The sequence below is a fragment of the Gaoshiqia sp. US2 genome (genome assembly GCF_059705485.1).
Window position 1 is genome coordinate 1,932,508 of sequence record NZ_AP048550.1, and the last position, 20,230, is coordinate 1,952,737.

The 20,230-nt window shown below is 45.1% G+C and carries 10 protein-coding genes; all 10 read left to right on the forward strand.

Translation table 11 applies throughout. The features are described from left to right. Positions 1-208 precede the first annotated feature (208 nt). The gene (locus AC6H3C_RS07645; protein ID WP_497520132.1) at positions 209-3,550 is read left to right on the forward strand and encodes a TonB-dependent receptor; all 3,342 of its coding nucleotides are present in this window, start codon (positions 209-211) and stop codon (positions 3,548-3,550) included. Between the two features lie 17 nt (positions 3,551-3,567). Beyond that, positions 3,568-5,391, forward strand: coding sequence for a RagB/SusD family nutrient uptake outer membrane protein (locus AC6H3C_RS07650; protein WP_497520133.1), 1,824 nt, complete (start codon positions 3,568-3,570; stop codon positions 5,389-5,391). Positions 5,392-5,774: 383 nt separating this feature from the next. Next, a complete protein-coding gene (locus tag AC6H3C_RS07655) occupies positions 5,775-7,919 on the forward strand; it encodes a T9SS type A sorting domain-containing protein (RefSeq protein ID WP_497520135.1) in 2,145 nt (714 codons plus the stop codon). Between the two features lie 8 nt (positions 7,920-7,927). After that, complete coding sequence (locus tag AC6H3C_RS07660) at positions 7,928-8,893, forward strand: hypothetical protein (RefSeq protein ID WP_497520137.1); 966 nt, start codon at positions 7,928-7,930, stop codon at positions 8,891-8,893. Between the two features lie 31 nt (positions 8,894-8,924). Next, complete coding sequence (locus AC6H3C_RS07665; protein ID WP_497520138.1) at positions 8,925-11,051, forward strand: right-handed parallel beta-helix repeat-containing protein; 2,127 nt, start codon at positions 8,925-8,927, stop codon at positions 11,049-11,051. A gap of 19 nt (positions 11,052-11,070) precedes the next feature. Beyond that, positions 11,071-12,630: a DUF362 domain-containing protein gene (locus AC6H3C_RS07670; RefSeq protein WP_497520139.1), complete on the forward strand. Its 1,560-nt coding sequence runs from the start codon at positions 11,071-11,073 to the stop codon at positions 12,628-12,630. A 4-nt stretch (positions 12,631-12,634) separates the two neighbouring features. Further along, a complete protein-coding gene (locus AC6H3C_RS07675) occupies positions 12,635-14,674 on the forward strand; it encodes a right-handed parallel beta-helix repeat-containing protein (protein ID WP_497520140.1) in 2,040 nt (679 codons plus the stop codon). A gap of 65 nt (positions 14,675-14,739) precedes the next feature. Then, a complete protein-coding gene (locus AC6H3C_RS07680; RefSeq protein WP_497520141.1) occupies positions 14,740-16,356 on the forward strand; it encodes a sulfatase family protein in 1,617 nt (538 codons plus the stop codon). Positions 16,357-16,396: 40 nt separating this feature from the next. Continuing rightward, the gene (locus AC6H3C_RS07685) at positions 16,397-17,545 is read left to right on the forward strand and encodes a glycoside hydrolase family protein (RefSeq protein WP_497520142.1); all 1,149 of its coding nucleotides are present in this window, start codon (positions 16,397-16,399) and stop codon (positions 17,543-17,545) included. 74 nt (positions 17,546-17,619) lie between these two features. Beyond that, positions 17,620-20,223 carry a right-handed parallel beta-helix repeat-containing protein gene (locus AC6H3C_RS07690; RefSeq protein WP_497520143.1) on the forward strand — a complete coding sequence of 868 codons (2,604 nt, stop codon included), beginning with the start codon at positions 17,620-17,622 and terminating at the stop codon, positions 20,221-20,223. Positions 20,224-20,230 lie beyond the last annotated feature (7 nt).

The following is a 20,230-nucleotide window of genomic DNA, read 5'->3' on the forward strand; positions in this document are numbered from 1 at the left end:
GTGATAAAAGACCTTTGAAATTTAAAACGGGGTACGCCTGCCAGCGCCCCCGCTTATTTTGGAAACAGGACATTGTTTCCAAATTAAAAAATCAATAAAAGCCTCCAGGCTCGTATTATCAATTTTTTAACACCGTAAATTTATGAAAAAAACTAACGTGTATCATGGAAAGTTTAAACTTCTCCATGTGAAAAAAATTATTAGAGTTATGAAGATTACTTCTTTTCTTCTTTTGCTCGCGTTTGTTCAGGTTTCTGCTGCGTCTTATTCGCAGGCCACAAAATTGAACCTGAATTACGAAAACGTAAAGCTTTCCGATTTATTTGATAAAATCGAAAAGGCCAGCGATTATCGTTTTTTTTATGATAGTCGATCGGTTGATTTGTCAAAAACAGTCAGTGTAAACGTTCAGGATTCGGATCTTAAAGATGTATTGAACAGGGTGCTAGGCTCTGGTTTGACCTATGAAATGGTTAACAACAACATCATTGTAATAAAAAGTGTAAAGAGTGGTGCGGAAAGTACATCTGTTTCCCAACAGCAACGCACCATCTCCGGCCGTGTCACCGACTCCTCCGGCGCTCCGTTACCCGGGGTTACAGTGGTTGTCAAAGGCACGACCACCGGGATTATTTCCGATGCTGATGGGAAATATAGTATTGCAAATGTTTCTTCCGATGCTACATTGGTTTTCTCTTTTGTAGGAATGAAGGCCCAGGAAATATCGGTTGCCGGAAAAAATCAAATCAATGTGACAATGGTTGAAGAATCCATTGGATTGGATGAAGTCGTTGCAGTAGGTTATGGTACACAAAAAAGGGCATCTATCGTTGGTTCCATTTCCAGCGTTCAAAACCAGGAACTGACTATTTCCCCGGTTGCCAGTACTTCCAATGCATTGAGCGGACGTTTGCCCGGGTTGATTACCGTACAGCGGGAAGGCTTACCGGGCAGGGATGCTGCTGATTTGAATATCCGTGGCTTTGGGAGTCCTTTGGTCATTGTAGATGGTGTTGAAGCTAATTTAGATATATTGAACCCTAACTCGATTGAATCGATCTCGATCCTGAAAGATGGAGCAGCCTCCATTTACGGTGCCCGGGCCGGTAATGGGGTTATTCTTGTGACGACCAAACGCGGGGGCCTGGAAAAACCGACGTTTACATTAAACACTTCATATACTGGACAAAGTATGACAAATTTTCCAAGGAAAACAAGTGCCGGGCAATATGCAGAAATGGAGAGAGAAGCATGGATACAGTCAGGTAAGCCAGAAGATACAGCTCCTTATTCGTTGGAAGAAATCCAGAAGTACTTTGATGGGAGTGATCCCCGGTATTTTCCGAATACGGATTGGTATGATGAAGTCGTGAGGAAATGGGCGCCCCAGCAGGAGCACAATTTATCTGTCCGTGGCGGCTCTGAGAAGATTAAATATTATGGTTTCTTGGGTTATCTGAAGCAGGAAATGATGTGGAAGAAGAATGGCGGAGATTATCAGAAATATAATATTCAGTCCAATGTTGATATGAAGTTGACTGATAACCTGGACCTTCAGATGGATATATCTTCCATAGTAAGAGATATTAACTATCCTTATCGTTCAGAAATCCTGGAATATCCATATTTATGGCAAGACTTGTGGTTGGCCAACCCAACATACCCCGCCCATTTCCCGGATCCCAATAAATTAGTATATATAGGGAGTAACGTGCCGATTTATGGTGTGACCAACAGAGAGACTTCAGGCTACGATGATTCCGATATTCAAAGATTAAGTGGAGCAATGACATTGAATTATAGGGTTAAGGCTGTTAAAGGTCTGTCAGCAAAATTATTGATCAATTACAGAAAAGATTATTCAACTGAAAAGCTCTTTAATAAAGGATATCAAATGTGGGATTATTCTTATGAAGATGATATCTATACTTTAAGGGCAGATACGCGAGGAGAGACAGGACTGGAAATCAGGGATACCCGGAACCGGAATATGACCAACCAATTATCCCTGAATTATGATCGGACATTTAAAGGAGACCATCATTTAACTGCTTTGGCACTTTACGAATCAATTGATTACCGGTACGATCATGTCCGGACAAAAAGGACTAATTTTTTAACTTCAGCGATTGACCAATTGTATGTTGGTGACGGAACTACTGCTACCAATAGTGGTTCAGCAAGTGAAATGGGGCGAAAAAGTTATGTAGGCAGGCTGAATTATTCTTATAAAGATAAATATTTACTCGAAACTTCCATCCGTGCTGATGCTTCGGCTAAATTTCCTCATCAGAAACGATGGGGATATTTTCCCAGTGTTTTAGTGGGATGGCGAATGTCTGAAGAAAGTTTTATAGCTAATATGGGATTCTTTGATAACCTGAAATTAAAAGCTAGTTATGGACAGTCTGGTTTGGATAATGTTTTGAACTTTCAATACCTAAGTGGTTATCAGTTAAAGAATACTTACGGTACATATTTATTTGGTAGCACGTATAGTTCAGGCTTATATACTACAGGAATGGCAAATCCTGGCCTGACCTGGGAAGAGGTCACCTTGTACAATGCCGGGCTGGAATTTTCAATGTGGAAAAGGAAGTTGTACGGTGAAGCAGATGTTTTTTACCGTGAACGGAATGGCATACCGGCTACCCGGAATATATCTCTACCTACCAGTTTCGGGGCAGACCTGCCAACCGAGAACCTCAACAGCCTCAATAACCGTGGGTTCGAATTAAAAGTGGGCACTTATGGGCATTCCGGAGACTTATCCTGGGATATCAGCGCCAATGTTAACTGGTCGAGGGCAAAATGGATGCACTATGAAGAACCGGAATACGAGGATCCGGATCAATTGAGGCAAAAGAAACGTTCAGGAAGATGGACCGATGTCGCGTTTGGCTATGTGTCTGACGGGTTGTTTACCAGCCAGGAGGAAATTGATAACCTCGGGTTTGACCAGGACCTGCAGGGGAATGTCAGCCTGAGACCCGGCGATATCCGGTATGTGGATGTGAACGACGACAAAAAACTGGACTGGAAAGACCAGGTTGAAATCGGGAAAGGAACATTTCCTCACTGGACAGTGGGTTTTAATACCAATCTGACCTACAAAAATTTTGACCTTTCTGCTTTGTGGCAAGGTGCGATGGGTTTTTACAACAATGTCGAAATTATAAGGCAGATGACAGTATATTATGATTTGAGATGGACAGAAGAAAATAATAACCCGAAAGCCTTGGTGCCAAGGTTAGGCGGAGCTTCCACCAATGGGCTTTACTCTGATTACCGGTATAAAAAAGCCGATTACCTGAGGCTAAAAACAGCTTCAGTAGGATATAACCTGCCTAAAAGATGGATGAGCAAAGTAAATATCTCTAAAATGAGGGTATATGTTGCAGGAACTAATCTGTTGACATTTAGCGGGCTGAATAAGTACGATCTGGACCCTGAAGTCCCTCCTACACCAGCATCTTATAGTCAGGCTGGCTCTGCCTGGGCTTATCCTCAGCAAAAGACCGTTACTTTAGGTGCAACTGTTACATTCTAAATCTAAAAAAGTAAGTTATGAAAAAAATAATCTATAGTTTGTCGATTATCCTGGTTTTTATGGTTTCGTGCCAGGAAGATATCTTGGATAAAAAACCCTTAGACCTGATTACAGATGCTGTGGTTTGGAATGATCAGACACTGATTGATTCATACCTGACGGGTATCTATACAGATATGGTGGTATGGGATAAAGATAATATAAAAAGGTCGAATTCACGTACTTGGTGGTATGTTGATATTGATAAGATTGCGGATGAATGCCCGGGTACCGGCTACAAGCAAGGAGGCATTAAGATTGACTCGAACCCGCTGCCATGGTGGGATAATTTGGGTGATAATTCTGCGACTGGAAACGTATCTGCTTATAAAGTTATCAGGGATTTGAATATCTTTATCAAGCGGGTTCCAGAGTCAAAGGTTGAGGAAGATTATAAAAAGTCCCGGGTGGCAGAAGCGAGGTTTATCAGAGCTTATAATTATTTTGCTATGGTTATCCGATATGGCGGGGTACCCCTGATTACACAGGCACAAAATATTGACGACCCGGATGAAGAGCTTTTCCGTGCTCGTAATTCAGAAAAAGAAATCTATGATTTTGTGATTTCAGAATGTGATGCCATATTTAACGATCTCCCTTCAGTCAGGACAACAGATTACGGTAGGCCGACTAAGTGGGCGGCCGCAGCTTTAAAATGCCGGGCAGCTTTGTATGCCGGCAGTATTGCCCAGTTTGGCACACAACAGTTAAACGGGCTGTTAGGATTCCCTGCTTCTGATGCACAGGGGTATTATCAAAAATCGTATGACGCCGCGAAGGTAATTATAACGGGTGGCGTTCATTCGTTGTATAATAAATACCCGACTGATAAAGTCAAAAATTTCAGGCAGTTGTTTATTGAAGACGGCAATGCTGAGGTTATATTTTGTAGACCACATGACGAAAAAGAGTCTTATCCCACTGCAGGACAGGGTTGGCCGCTAGATTTTTTCCAGGGGCCAAGGCCCAATGGCTGGGGAGGGGGTAAAAACCTTGATCCATATTTGGAGATGGCAGATGAGTTTGAAACTGTGGACGGTACCCCGGGGGCCCCGGCGCCGCTTAACAGGGTGGCCATCCAGCAGGGGCTATGGTCAGGCCAGGATTTGTTTGGGAACAAAGAACCCCGGTTTCATGCCAGTATATTCTACCAGGATATGGTATGGGGAGGTACCCAGTTTTCTCAACCGACTCCACTTACCTGGTACAAAGGTATTATCAAACCTGACGGATCTGTTCAGACAACAGGCAGCTATGGGGGTATAAATGTTCTGGGAAATCAAGTTACATCTACTGCCTTAGGCACCGGGTTTGGCATCCTGAAATATCTCAGTGAAAGTACAAATGTCAAAGGCGCCAGGTATGTATCGCCCCAGGACTGGAAATTGTTCCGTTACGGGGAAGTTTTGCTGAACCTGGCCGAGGCAGCCTTTGAACTCAACAAACCTGCCGAAGCGCTGGATGCCCTTAACCAGGTCAGGAGCAGGGCAGGTGTAGCCGCGTTGACAAGTATCGACAGGGCGAAAATCAGGCATGAACGGAAAATAGAACTGGCCTTTGAAGGCCACCGTTACTGGGATTTACGCCGTTGGAGAACAGCTGTGACTGATCTGACCAGAGGCTTTAGCGGATTAAGGTTTCAGCTGGATTATAATACCCGCAAATACAAAGTAACAGTTGTTAATGATATTGATGGAACTGTCAACCCTCCACGGTTTTTTGAGTATAATTATTACTTCCCGATAACGACCAGACGGACAGGAAATAATCCTAGCCTTGTTGAAAACCCGGGTTATGAGTAAGCCTTAATATGAATGAGAATTTTACAAGTTCTCATTCTCATATTTCATAAAATAAAGAATAACAACTCCAGGTTGTGTTAACTTACAATCTGGAGTTGTAAAATTTATTGATGTTCATCCAGTAATTCTATCTGCATTCTTTGTATTTATATTAAGAAATGCCGGGGGTATTGCCTTTTATTTCTATTACAATTCCGAAAATTTCAAATACTTTTTTTACAGTGTAAAAGAAAGAGCACACGTGTCCCAATTCGGAGACAGGAAAAGTTCTAAAAAAGCAGAAATATAGTGCTTTTACCAGACTTTTTGCTTTTTCAGAACAGAGCTTAAATAAATAAGAAAGCTGGAGATAATGAGGTTCAATAATTAAAATATGATTAAACATGAAAGAAACGAATTTTCTTTTTTCAACTATAAAAAAAGCAACACTTTTTTGCTCTTGCATAACTTTGTTAACAACAGTAGGTTTTAGTAAATCGTATCATGTAGCAAAAACTGGAAGTGACACAAATAACGGAACGTTTGAAACTCCTTTCAAAACCATTCAAAAGGCTGCAAGTTCTATGACAGCAGGCGATACCTGTTATATTCATGCCGGTACTTATTATGAGATAGTCCGCCCTGCAAATTCCGGAACAGCAGGTAATCCGCTGGTGTTTACAACCTATCAAAATGATGACGTGATAGTTCATGGAGGAGAAGTGATAACAGGATGGACCAAATATAAAGGAAATATTTATCAGGTGTCTGCACCGAACGAGGTAAAAGATCTATTTGTCAACAGGCAGTACATGCTTTTGGCGCGTCATCCGAACATGCTTTATGATCCTGAAAATGGATTTGATATGTGCCGTCCTACGCTTGGAACAGCCAATCCCCCTGCTGATGTTGACTGGACCGGGGTTACCGTTGTTCAGAACACGAATAAACAAGCCTGGTATAATAAGTTCAGCAAGTCAAACTCCCATGTTTTATTTCCTGATGACCTTGTGGAAGGAGGGTACTTGATGGGCGTACCGGGTTTAATTGACTCGGAAGGAGAATGGTGCTGGAAGGGTGGTATTCTCTATCTTTGGGCTCCCGGGGGAAAAGATCCGTCAACTCTTCTTATTGAAGGCAAATTTCGGGATTGTGCCTTTGATCTGACAGACCGTAATTACATTGTTCTTAGTAAATTGACAGTGTTTGGTGCTTCCGTCAATATGTATGGTTCCACGCATTGTATGATGGATTGGTGTAAAGCGTATTACGTCAGTTCGTTATTTGACCCATTAACATTTAATACAAAATCGGACGACAAATATGCACCAATGACTAATACCCTTCCAGGAAAAGGAATATTGGCAGGCGGTTCATACAACACCATTCAAAATTGTGAAATAGCTCATTCATGGGGCAACTGTGTTTCTTTACTTGGATCGCATAATACCGTGTATAACTGCCATATGTATGATGCCAATTGGGCAGGTTGGGAATGCGCGGTAATTGCCATGAATGGGGGAGGCCATGTTGTTCGTCAAAATACTTTGCACGATGCTCAACGTTCAATTGTAACATGTTCAAACAAGATTAGTATGAATCCACCGACTCAACCGTGGACTATTGAATTGAATGAAATGTATAATGCAGGGCTAGCAAAAACGGATAACGGCGTTATATACTGTTTTTTGACCGATGGAGTTGGATCGGTGATTGCATACAACTGGGTTCATGACAATTTTAATGTTAACAATACAGAGGTGCATAGCGGCATGGGAATTTATCTGGATAATTACTCCTCAAATTTTGTTGTCCATCACAATGTGATATGGAATTGTAAGACCGGAAAATCTGCTTCTGGCATCAGGGCGAATAATCCTGAACCACAAATTTATTCTCATGGATTTTGGCCTAATAGTCATCAGATATACAATAATACCATATATAACTGTAAAGCATCAATCAATTCACCTTATAAGGATTGGAACGGGAATATCGGGGTGCCTTACTGGTCAGAAACGAAAGTATTCAATAATATTCTTTTACAGTCGTTGTCTTTTGGAAATGCAATGGTAGCAGGCAATTACTATGGGAATAACCCCATGTTTGCCGATACGGCCAAACATGATTTCCGGTTGATAGCCGGTTCTCCGTGTATAAACGGTGGAACAGCAATTCCCGGGATTACGGATGGCTACGTTGGCTCTGCCCCAGACATCGGAGCTTATGAATATGGTGGAGAATACTGGATACCTGGACAGGTTTTGGATGGGGTACCAACAGGTATCTTGCTTTTTGACAATCTGAAGGATTCTCCCATTAAGGTTTTTCCCAACCCGGCCAGTGACAAGCTGAAATTTCAGGTACCTGAACCGGTGGAAAGCTTAGAAGTTTACAACATGGCCGGGGTATTGGTACTTCAAAAGCAGGACACAGGGCAACAAGAGGTTGATATAAGAGGCCTGAAAAATGGGATGTACCTGCTAAGAATCAAGAGCGGTGATAATATATATATCGAAAAATTTATTGTGGCCAAACTTGATAAATAGAAATTAATATGAAGCCGGAACTAACCATTTTATTGTTTGCGTTATTGTTTTTGGAAGTAGCGAGTGGATGCGCAAAGGATGGGGACAATGATCCTGAAAAAGAAGTAGAAGAGGATTACAGCGTATCTTCGGCTTACTTTATTGGTAATTCACTTACCGGGGATTTGAATAACGGTTTTCCTTCTATTGCTTCGGGATACCAGGCTACATTGGGAAAAACCTACAACTGGGGAACCCACTTTAGGCCAGGCACAACATTAACTTACATGTACCTTTATCCCGATTCAACGGCCAAGGCAACACCTTCAAACTGGATCACTGCATTGCCTTCTTCCCATTGGGATGTCGTGTCGGTGCAGCCATATCCTGGTAATCAGGGAGTACCTAATAGCTTGACAGATAATATAAATGCAATCAACAATATAATAGCAAAAGCAAAACAGAATGCAAGTAATAAAAATACCCGTTTTTTCATTTATTCGCCGTGGCCGCAAACTTCTGCAACCGATCTTAATTATTCAAGCAATTCATTTATTGCTTCTACAATAGTTGAAACAAATCCCGGTAGCACGCGCTGTTCCTTATCCCGGGATTTTATGGAGTTGCTGTGCGATAGCGTGCGAGAAACCAATCCTGACATTTGTGTAATCCCGGTTGGGGAAGTATTTTATGTGCTTGACCAGATGATGCACCAGGGGAAGTTTAATTCGCTGACCTCTATCAACCAGTTTCACCGCGACGCTTATCACCTTAATTCGGCAGGCATAAACGTAACAGGCTGGGTTGCCTATGCCACATTCTTTAAAAAATCGCCTGTGGGTTTGGCCTACAACAGAATAAATATAAGCTGGGCGGTTAAAGCCCCTTATCCCGACCAGCATATCACCGGCGCCCATGATTTGCAGCTCATACAGCAAACCATTTGGGATGTTGTAAAGGAAAAGAACAAATACACCAGGGTGGTTTCTGAGTAGACCGTATAGTACAATGCAAAATTCAGTAGCAATGAAAAAAATAATTATCCTTTTAATAACCGCAGTATTTACATCAAACAATGTTTTTGCTGCTCAGCGGGTGTATGTTTCCCCGACTGGGAACGATCTGAATATAGGAACAAAAGATCGGCCTCTTGCTTCGCTCGCAGGCGCCCGCGACCGCGTACGGCAACTCCGCGAACGAAACCGGGTAACGGACACGGTTTTCGTTCATGTTTTACCAGGAGATTATTACATGCTCGAACCGCTCAGGCTTGACACGGAAGACGGAGGGAGCATGCAGGGCCCCGTGGTTTACACGGCTGACCCCAATGCCAGGCCAGTATTTTATGGCGGGATGAAGCCAGGTAAATTTGAAGATGTCAGCAAAAACCTGTGGCGGGTATTTATTCCGGAAGTTGCCCGTTACGGATTTTATTTTGAGCAAATGTATATCAACGGCAAACGCCGGTTCAGGGCGCAAACCCCCGATCGGGGAGGATTTTTCATGGTAAAGGCAGCCGAAGAAATTCCGTTGGACAAAGCCGGGTCCAGATCCTCGCTATTTGTATCGCATAAAATAAAATTACATGCCCCCGATGCCGGGTTCCTGGAGGGTTTAAAAGGTGAAGATATAGGCCATGCCCTGGTAAACTTTCACCAGAAATGGAGCGAAACCCGAAGGTATATTCAGCATATCAGTAAAACGGATACTGCGTTTTATATAACGGGAAGCGGTATGGCTCCGTGGATTAAAATAGACAGCAAGACTCGTTTTTACGTTGAAAATTATCGCGGCGCATTAGATTCGCCCGGTGAGTGGTTCCTGTCGCGCGACGGATATTTATATTACATCCCACTGGAGGGTGAAACCGTTGACAACACGGAATGTATTGTTCCGGTTACTGAAAAGTTCATGGAAATATCCGGTGATGGGAAAACGGGGAAACGGATAGAGCATGTCCGGTTTGAAAACCTGAGTTTCAAGGTTGGCGGGTATCGGACACCCTTGTCAGGCAACGAACCCGGGCAGGCGGCAAGTACCATAGATGCGGCCGTGATGGTTGATTTTGCACGGCACATCGACTTTGTCAATTGTGAAATTGCCAACATTGGCCTGTATGCCATCTGGTTCCGCCGGGCTTGTTCTGAAAGCATGGTGAGCCATTGCCATTTACACGATCTTGGCACCGGCGGGGTGAAGATTGGTGAAAGACAGATACGGGCTGACAGCGCCGAACTGACCAACCATATCACCGTCGATAACAACATCATCCAGCATGGCGGCTATATTTTTCCCGATGGGATGGGCGTGGTTATTTTCCACGGGAGCGACAACGAGATAACCCACAACGATATTGCCGATTTCCGCAATTCGGGTATCTCTGCCGGCTGGGTCTGGGGGTATGCAGACAGCCCTTCCAAGCGGAACAAGATAGCGTTCAACCACATCCATCACCTGGGCTGGGGCGAACTTTGCGATATGGGCGGGGTCTATACCCTGGGCGCATCGGAAGGCACTGTGGTCAACAACAATGTGATCCATGATATTTATTCATTCGAATATGGTGGCTGGGGCCTGTACACTGACGAAGGCTCGACCGGCATCGTGATGGAAAACAACCTGGTCTATCATTGCAAAGACGCCGGGTTTAACCAGCATTTCGGGAAAGAGAACATTATTCGGAACAATATTCTGGCTTTTAATGAGAAAACACAGGTTTCGCTCGCCAGGCCCGAAGCGCACCAATCGTTTTCCTTTACAAATAATATCCTTTATTCGGATAAAGGCGATTTGTTTCAGGAACGATATGTAAAAGATTCGTGGATAAAAGCCATTACCGAAGTAGATTCCAATTGCTACTGGGATTTAAGGACAGCCAATCCGGTTTTTTACGGAATGAGTTTTGCCGAATGGCAAAAAGCCGGGAAAGACCGGCATTCGCTCATAACCGATCCGTTGTTCGTTGATGCGAAAAACCTCGATTTTCATTTCAAAAGCCTGAAAGTGGCCAAAAAAATAGGCTTTGTGCCATTTGACTACATGAAGGCAGGCGTTTACGGCGATGAAAGTTGGAAGAACCTTGCAAAGTTAGAACCCGGGCTGATCAAAAAATTTGATGAAGCTGTGGTAAAAAACAGTTATCAGGGAAAATAGGGTAATGAGGAAAATAGTTATGAAAACATTTTTAGAGAAAATCTCAGCGTTTTTGAAAAAGCGGGCTACAAAGCCAGTGGCGGGAAAAATGTTGTTTATCGGTATGGGTATTGTGTCCACAATATGGTTTCTGATCCGGGTCATCCCCAAGCCATCAAGAGCTGCCTATCCATGCATGAGGACTGCTTCGCCAATGATGGCTTCGTTTGTGATATACCTGCTGAGCCTGACCGGTGCTTGGGCAGCCTGGCGGAAGTCCAAATCAAATTTCGTGCAGGGAAAATATTCCTATGCCATCGCTTTCCTGGTTATCGCGATAGGCATTTCCGCTGTTTTTCTGGCACAGGATTCGGGAAAGGTATTTGCCAATCCCGCGGCAGAATGGGTTATTACGCCGAATCAGCCCATGGGCGAAGCCCGGGGGATATTTCCGGGCCGGGTAGCGTGGGTGCACGACCCGAAAGTTGCGAGTTGGGATGAAGAAAACGGCTTTTGGTGGGAAGATGCCAACACTTCCCAAGCCGGGGTTGACAAGATGGTGGACGAAGCTTTGTTGTCGTTGACGGGTGAAAAAAAACCTGAAAAAGCATGGAAGTCACTCTTCATTTATTTCAACCAAACAAAAAAAGGGAAAAAAGAGGGCTATCAGGCAGGCCAGAAAATAGCTGTCAAAATTAACATGAACAACAATTCGTCGCAGTCCTCAACAAATCAGATCAACGCCTCGCCCCAGCTTACGCTGGCGTTGCTGAGGAGTTTAATCAAGGATGCAAAAGTCCCCGAAAAAAACATTACTGTTTTCGATGCCAGCCGGTTTATACCCGACGAAATTTTTGACCGTTGCCATAAGGAATTCCCGGAAGTCGTTTTTCTGGATAACGTGGGGGGGAACGGCCGGGCAAAAGCAACCTACATTGATAACGCCATTCCATACTCGGCTGATAATGGCAAACTGGCTAAGGGATTGGCAACCTGTGCGGTTGAAGCCGATTACCTCATCAATATGGCCTTGCTGAAAGGTCATGGTGGGACAGGCGTAACGCTTTGCGGCAAGAATTATTACGGGGTGACAAGCATCGACAATAACTGGAGGAAAAATTTCCACAATAACTTCAACCAGGATAAGGAAGGCAAACCCAAATACCTGACGTTCGTTGATTTTATGGGGCACAAGGATCTTGGCGAAAAAACCATGCTTTTCCTGATTGACGGGTTGTACGGGTGTAAGTTCGTAGCCGGGAAACCCGGGCCAAAATGGCAGATGGCGCCCTTTAACGGCAACTGGCCCTGCAGTTTGTTCGCTTCGCAGGATGGGGTGGCAATCGATGCCGTCGGTTTGGATTTTTTCCGCACTGAGTTTCCGGATGCCCCGGATATGCCTTTCTGCGACCAATTCCTGATTGAAGCGGCTCTGGCCGGTAACCCTCCCTCGAAGACATTTTATGACCCGGAACGAGACGGTATCCGTTGCAAAAGCCTTGGTGTGATGGAACACTGGAACAATAAGGAAGAAATGAAATACAACAGGAACCTGGGGAATAATACAGGCATTGAACTGATAAAGAATATAATCCAATAAATATATGGAAGCAATCCAAAGACTAACTGAAAAAATCAAATTGCCTTATAAAAACATACTGATTAAGGCAAAAATGATTGTTCCGCTATTGGTAGTATGCACATCATTGTCAGCCAAAACCTGGTATGTTTCACCGCGTGGAAACAATAATAATCCGGGAACAAAAAACCGGCCTTTCCTTACTATCCAGAAAGGCGCCGATGTTGCACAACCCGGTGATACTGTTTTTGTATTCGAAGGCATTTATCGCGAAAGGGTAACGCCCCCGCGCGGGGGCATCGAAAATAACCCTGTTGTTTATATGGGTGAACCGGATAAAAAGGTAGTTATTAAGGGGTCTGTCATCTGGAAGCCCAAATGGACTGATTATGACAGCGGGATTTACGGGGCCACACCGGACAGTACGCTTTTTGATGATATCCCGGCTGATTACACCGACCATCACAACCCGTTTAAAGTCAACTTGTCCTCATCTCCTTACGGCAGGGCCGGGAGGCAGGAATTCCTGCGGGGGTTTGGCGGCGATTCAACGATGTTGTTCACCTGTGGACAGGTTTTTGTTAACGGGAAGGAGTTAATAGAGGTCCCGTTCAGAAAAGAACTGATTCCCGGTACCTGGTATTATGAACCGTCCGGTGGTGAATTATTTATCCATTTTGGCAATAAAAAGCCAGAGGAACAGGATGTTGAAATTACCACCCGAAGACGGATTTTTGCCCCGGTCGCGAAAGGGCTTGGGTATATCGTTGTCGAAGGTTTTTTAATGGAGCATTGTGGCAACCAGTACCCTACCAATTTTTGGGTGAACGACGACTGGGCGCAGAAAGGGGCGTTGGGCCTTCAGGCAGGGCATCACTGGATCATCAGGCGAAATGTCATCAGGCGTGCCAAAACCTGTGCAATCGATGCAGGGGTCGGAGGCAGATTACGAGGTGAAGGCAGATCAGGCCCACGCGTTATTCCGCATGATAATATAATTGAGGAAAACTACATCATTGAAAATGGTTCTGCGGGTATTCTTTCCAATAGTTCCGAGAACATGGTTATCCGCAACAATGTTATTCTCAGGAACAACACGTACCCTTTCAGGGGAAATAAACGCTGGGAGCAGGCCGGCATCAAGTGCCACGGCGCCAGTAAGACCTATATCCACAACAATTATATAGCCGATAACAATACCATAGGAATCTGGTTCGATAACCAGTTTCCCGATGCCAGGATATCTGCCAATGTCATAGTCGGCAACAACGACCCGGGCATAATGCTTGAGATGAGCGATTATGGTTTCGACCGGGTATTTGTGGATAACAATATTATTGAGGGAAACCTTCGGGGAGGGATATGGTGCTCGGATGCTTCCGGGGCAACTGTGATGCACAACCTGATCGCCAACACTCCTGAAAATGCCAGGTATGGAAATGGGTATTATATTATGCAGGGCAATGCGCGGACAAAAACCTACCATCATTCTTTGTACAACAATATTTTTGTTGTGGGCTCGCCAATGCTTGATATGAATTATCCTTCACACAGAGGCGGGGAACAACGAAGCGATTACAATGTCTTTAACGCCCCGGCAGATAAAGCAGTGTTTGCCGTGAACAAACAGGTGGATAAACCTGATCCCTGGACGAACCGGGAATTTTATGAACTGATAAAGAAAGAATTATCAGATAAGTATCAAAATGTCGAAGAATTTAAAGATACCATCCGGATTTGTCTTACACCCGGTCAGTGGCAGCATTTCTGGTCGAAACATGACCTTGCCAATGAAATGAACAGCACGATGGCAGAAGGTATTAAAGTGGATTATCATCCCGAAACCCAGGAGTTGGACGTTTTTGTCCCTTTCAGTCCTGACAAATGCGGATCTCAAAATCACAGGTTTGTTGATAATGATTATTTTGGGAATACAATTCCCCAGAATAATAAAGCAATCCCGGGGCCATTTCAAAACCTGAAAAAAGGCAAAAACACCTTTAAAGTTTGGAACGGGCTAAAAATATTGGGAGAAGGCGAACTTCCGGATTTCGCTCATTTTTAAGTCCGTAATTATTTATGGATGAATTAGATAATGTAATCATTTAATTATTTCAAAATAGAACAACCATGAATTTAAAACTTTTTTTATGCCGGTTAATGGGTGTAACCACGGCTTTTGCCGGGTGCGCCCAAAAGGAAGTGAAAAAAACAAATATCCGTCCCAACATCATTTTCATCATGAGCGACGACCACGCCTACCAGGCCATCAGCGCTTACGGGCATGGCCTGAACAAAACCCCGAACATTGACCGCATTGCCAAAGGCGGGGCCATTTTTACCAGGGGGTTTGTGACTAACTCGGTTTGCGCCCCGAGCCGCGCGGTGATGCTTACCGGCAAACACAGTTTTGTGAACGGAAAGGTTGACAACATCCAGCCTTTCAACTGGGAGCAGGACAACTTCCCCAAACAACTTCAGAAAAATGGCTACCAAACCGCCATGATCGGCAAGATACACCTCGACGGCATTCCGCAGGGGTTCGATTTTTCAATGGTTTTGCAAGATCAGGGACAGTATTATAATCCCGATTTTTACATTAACGGCGAAAAGAAACAGTTGCACGGGTATTGCACCGAGATTGTTACCGAAACAGCGCTCGACTGGCTGAAGAACAAGCGTGACCCCAATAAACCCTTTTGTCTTTTGTACCACCAGAAGGCGCCACATCGGGAGTGGCTGCCCGCGCCCAAATATTTCAGGCAATATACCAAAATGCATTTTAAAGAACCGGAGACCTTTTTTGATGATTATGCAGGCAGGGGCACCGCCGCCCGCTCGCAAGAGATGAGTATATTGAAGGATATGACATGGGCGGCAGATTTAAAGATTTATCCGGAGGTGATGGAAGAATTGGGCATAAAGGAAGAATCAAACTGGGGGATCAATCTGTTCAGAAAAGATGTGGGTCGGATGGATGCCGCCCAAAAGGCAGCATGGGATTCGGTTTACGGTCCGCTGAATGAGGAATTTAAAAAGTTGTATCCATCGATGAGTTGGAAAGAAAAGATGCTTTGGCGTTACGAGCGTTACATGCAGGATTACCTGGCATGTATCGCCTCGGTTGACGACGGGGTGGGCGAAGTGCTGGATTACCTGGATAAAAGCGGGTTGGCTGAAAATACCATCGTGGTCTATACTTCCGACCAGGGCTTTTACCTGGGCGAGCACGGCTGGTTCGACAAACGTTTCATGTACGAAGAATCGTTCCGCACCCCGATCCTGATGAAATATCCGAAAGAAATTAAACCAGGGACTGTCGTTGACAAACTGATACAAAACCTCGACTTTGCGCCGACATTCCTGGATTATGCCGGGGTTAAGGTTCCGGCAGATATGCAGGGTGAGTCGTTCCGCAAGATTGTCAGCGGTGAAAGCGGCAAATGGCGCGACGCGGTTTATTACACCTACTACGAGTACCCCTCGACCCACATGGTCAAACGGCATTACGGGGTAAGGACCGACCGCTACAAACTGATCCATTTTTATTACGATGTGGATGAATGGGAAATGTATGATCTGGAAAAGGATCCGATGGAAATGAAAAGCGTTTACGATGATCCGGCATACGCCGATGTGCGCAAGATGATGCACCGGCGCCTGGACGAATTGCGCAAACAGTACGGCGACAGCGACGAAAACGACCAGCGGATATTGGAAGAATACCTGAAGGCAACTAAAAGATAATTTTCGGTCATGAGAATTTACCATAAAAGATAAAACTAAAATGATACAAAAATTGATTAAAGGGAAACTGGCCATAAGTAAATTGTCAGTCCAGAAAATGAGTGTATGTCAGGTTTGTCTGGCAACAATTACGTTTTTCTTTCTTGGGGTATTTTCGGTTTCATCTCAGGAAGCCGGTGTTACCAGTCCGGACGAGGCGTTTTCCGACCGTTTTCTTCCGGTGCCGCTGAACAGCGGTTTCCAGATGCCGGGGTTTGTGACCTGGTGCGGTTCTGTGATCAAAGGCGAGGATGGACGTTATTACATGTTTGCCTCCCGTTGGCCCGAGGGCAAAAGTTATAGTTGGGCACTCGATTCGGAAGTTGTGCTTGCCTCATCCGATAATCCTGTTGGCCCCTATCAGTTTGAAGATGTGGTTTTACCGAAGCGTGGTACACGGTACTGGGATGGACTGTGTACCACCAATCCGACAATTCACAAATATAAGGATACATACCTGTTGTACTATACCGGGACGACATACACAGACAGGAATTACAATGTAGCATGGGCCAACAAGCGTATCGGCCTGGCTACGGCGACGTCAGTAAAAGGGCCGTGGAAGAGGTTGGACGAACCGATCCTGGAGCCGCGTCCGGGACGCTGGGACAACCAGATCACATCAAATGCCGCACCTTGTGTGATGCCCGACGGAAAAGTGTTCCTGGTTTACAAAAGCACCCGTTCCGGGCATGCCAAAGACGGTACTTTTCCTGGCCCTGATTTTCGCCTGGGAGTGGCGGTGGCCGATAATTACATGGGGCCTTACAAACCCGTGAGCGAAGAGGCGATCCTTCCGTTTACCGGAACGAAGAACTCGAATGTTGAAGATGCCTGCATCTGGTACGACAAAGAAGGGTTTCACCTCCTGTGCAAAGTGTTTGATGCGGGAGTCCAGCTGATCGGGGAAAATGGCGGCGGCATCCACGCTGTTTCCTCGGATGGGATTAACTGGAAACTGGCAGACAACCCGAAGGGATATTCGCGCACGATTACCTGGGCCGACGGGCGCAAGGAAACGATGAAAAGGCTTGAGCGCGTCCAGTTATTGATTGAGGACGGCGTTGTTACCCATGCCATTTTTGCCATTATCGACGAAAAGGCAAAAGGAGGTTCGGGTCGTAATATCGTTATCCCAGTAAAGCGTTGAAGAAAAGGACTTAACTCAAACTGAAATGACGAACACACGCAGACGAAATTTATCAACAGTAATGGAAAGTAGATATGAATAAATTAAATATAATTCTGCTGGCAGCTTTCCTGACAGGAAAAGCCGTGTCCTTGGTTGCAGCGGTTAATGGAGTTACAACTCTGTATGTCGATCCGGTAAGAGGATCGGACTCGAACTCCGGAAGTGTGAAAGCTCCGTTCCTGACCATTGAGAAGGCGCGCAACGAGATCCGCCAAAACCGTCAGTCAATGCCAGGCGATATTACCGTTTACCTTCGTGGGGGCGAATACAATTACGCCGACAGATATACTGTCAGGCAGGTTGGCACCGACGAAAAGGCATATACGGTACGGACAAGTGTATTGACTTTCGACGAACGCGATTCGGGCAAAGACGGGCACAAGATCAGCTATAAGGCCTATCCCGGCGAATGCCCGGTGGTCAGCGGCGGAAAACGCATCACCGGCTGGCAGTTGCATGATACAAAGCTGAACATCTACAAAACCAATATTGGTAAAGGTGTTGACACACGGCAACTTTACGTTAACGGGCAACGGGCGATAGTTGCCCGAAGCGAAAGTATTCCTGCCAATTTAACCATCGAAACAGATTATGGGCATACCACGACCGATACGTTTATGGCAAACTGGAAAAATATTCAGGATATTGAATTCATCTATCATGAACAATGGACGGAACACCGTATGAAGGTTAATAGCATTACCATTGGGAATAATAAGGCAAAAATTGAGATGTACCCTGCTGCCTGGCAATTTTCTACTGCTAGCGGGTTAGGGACGAGACTTAGGTCTCCATCCAACCTGAAATACATGGAGAATGCGTATGAACTTCTGGATTCGGACGGCGAATGGTATTTGGACCGCAGTACAGGCGATTTGTTTTACAAGCCGCGCAGCGGAGAAGATATGTCAGCTGCCTTGGTAATTGTCCCTGTTGTGGACGAACTTCTGACTGCAACGGGAGGCAGCCCGGACAAACGGTTTGAAAACGTCAGTTTCGAGGGAATAACATTCGAATATGCCGGTTGGCTTCGTCCAAACATGGTCAAATGTCACATCGCCAATCAAAACAACACCATACGGGATGATGGTTTCCGGTTACCTGAAGCGGCAGTTACAGTTAAAACTGCTCAGGAGATCATGTTCATTCGGAATACATTCACCATGCTCGGTAGTACGGGGCTGTTCATGCGCGACGGGATTAGTGATATAAAGGTCACGGGGAACAAGTTTGTTGATCTGTCGGGTAGCGGAATGAATATTGAAGAGAGTGGTGGTCATCCCCTGGACCTCGAGAATGTAGTGATCAGCAATAATTATATCCGAAAGATTGGTGTTGAATACCGTCCTTCTACCGCTATCTCGGCTGCACAAGGCAAGAATATATCTATCGGGCACAACGAGATAGGTGAGATTCCTTATATAGGAATTCACATGTCATGGCACAGTCACGGAACTAATAATGAGCATATTATTATAGAAAACAATTACATCCACGACCTGGGGATTACGACTATTTACGATCTGGGGGCTATTTATGCACTCGGGGCAAATCCGTTAGGGAATGAAGAAAACCCTGCCTACACGGTTCAAGGGAATTACATCCTTAATCAGCTTACCCATGCCGGGGCGATATATCCTGACAACTATTCGACCTGGTGGCTGGCGCGGAATAATGTGGTGGACCTGAAAGACAGCCCTCCGGTTTGGAACAAGGGCAGGGCTCCCACCGTCCATCATACCAATGCGGGTGAAAACCTCCGGTTTATCAACAATTATGTGACAACCGATAAGACTAATCATTGGGTGCCGGGTGATATGATTGGCAAGTGGAGGCCAGAAACCAATACCTACCAGTGGAATGTTTTCCCAGATGCCGTATGGCCGCGCGAAGCGGTCAAAATTATAGCTAATGCCGGGTTGGAGGAGCCTTATCGCGATCTCTGGGATTGTGAAGAACGTTTTAACCTTATCCGGAACCCCGGTTTTGAAACAAGGCAGGAAAATGTGTGGATAACCGAGAATGCCAGGTGGAACAGGGTTTGGAAAGAGCATTACCGGGAAGGCGCTTCTGCCGAAATAACGCCATCGGTTGCCGCGGGACATGTTTTTCAGGTCATTCGTGCCTGGAAAGGAATGCACTACCGGGTTTCTGCATGGGTAAAGCTTGGTTCGGGAAAAGATGGTGAGGCCTTTTTATATGCGAAAATGGGCGAGGGGGCGAATTCAAAACTGATAAGGTTGGAAGAGGAGGATGTCTCTTCGGATGGTTGGAAACAGCTTGAAGGTGAATTTGACTATTCCGGCGATGAACCATCAATGATGGTCAAATTGTTTGTCCAGACCGACAGCCCTGCCGGTACGCCCTATTACCTCGACGAGTTCCGGGTTATTGAAGATAGTGGAATAAGCAACAGTGCTTTACGCAAAGCGGTTGTTTCAGCAAAGAAACTTTACAGTAGCGCTGTCGAAGGTGCAGATGCAGGCGAATATAAACACGGCTCGAAGGCCGAATTCCTTGCCGGGATTGAGGATGCCGAAAAGGTTGCAGCATTAAGCGCTTCTGCCCAAAACCTGTATTTTGCTTTAAAGGCGCTTTACGCCCACCAGATATGGTTCCAGAGCCAGAAAAAATAAAAATAAA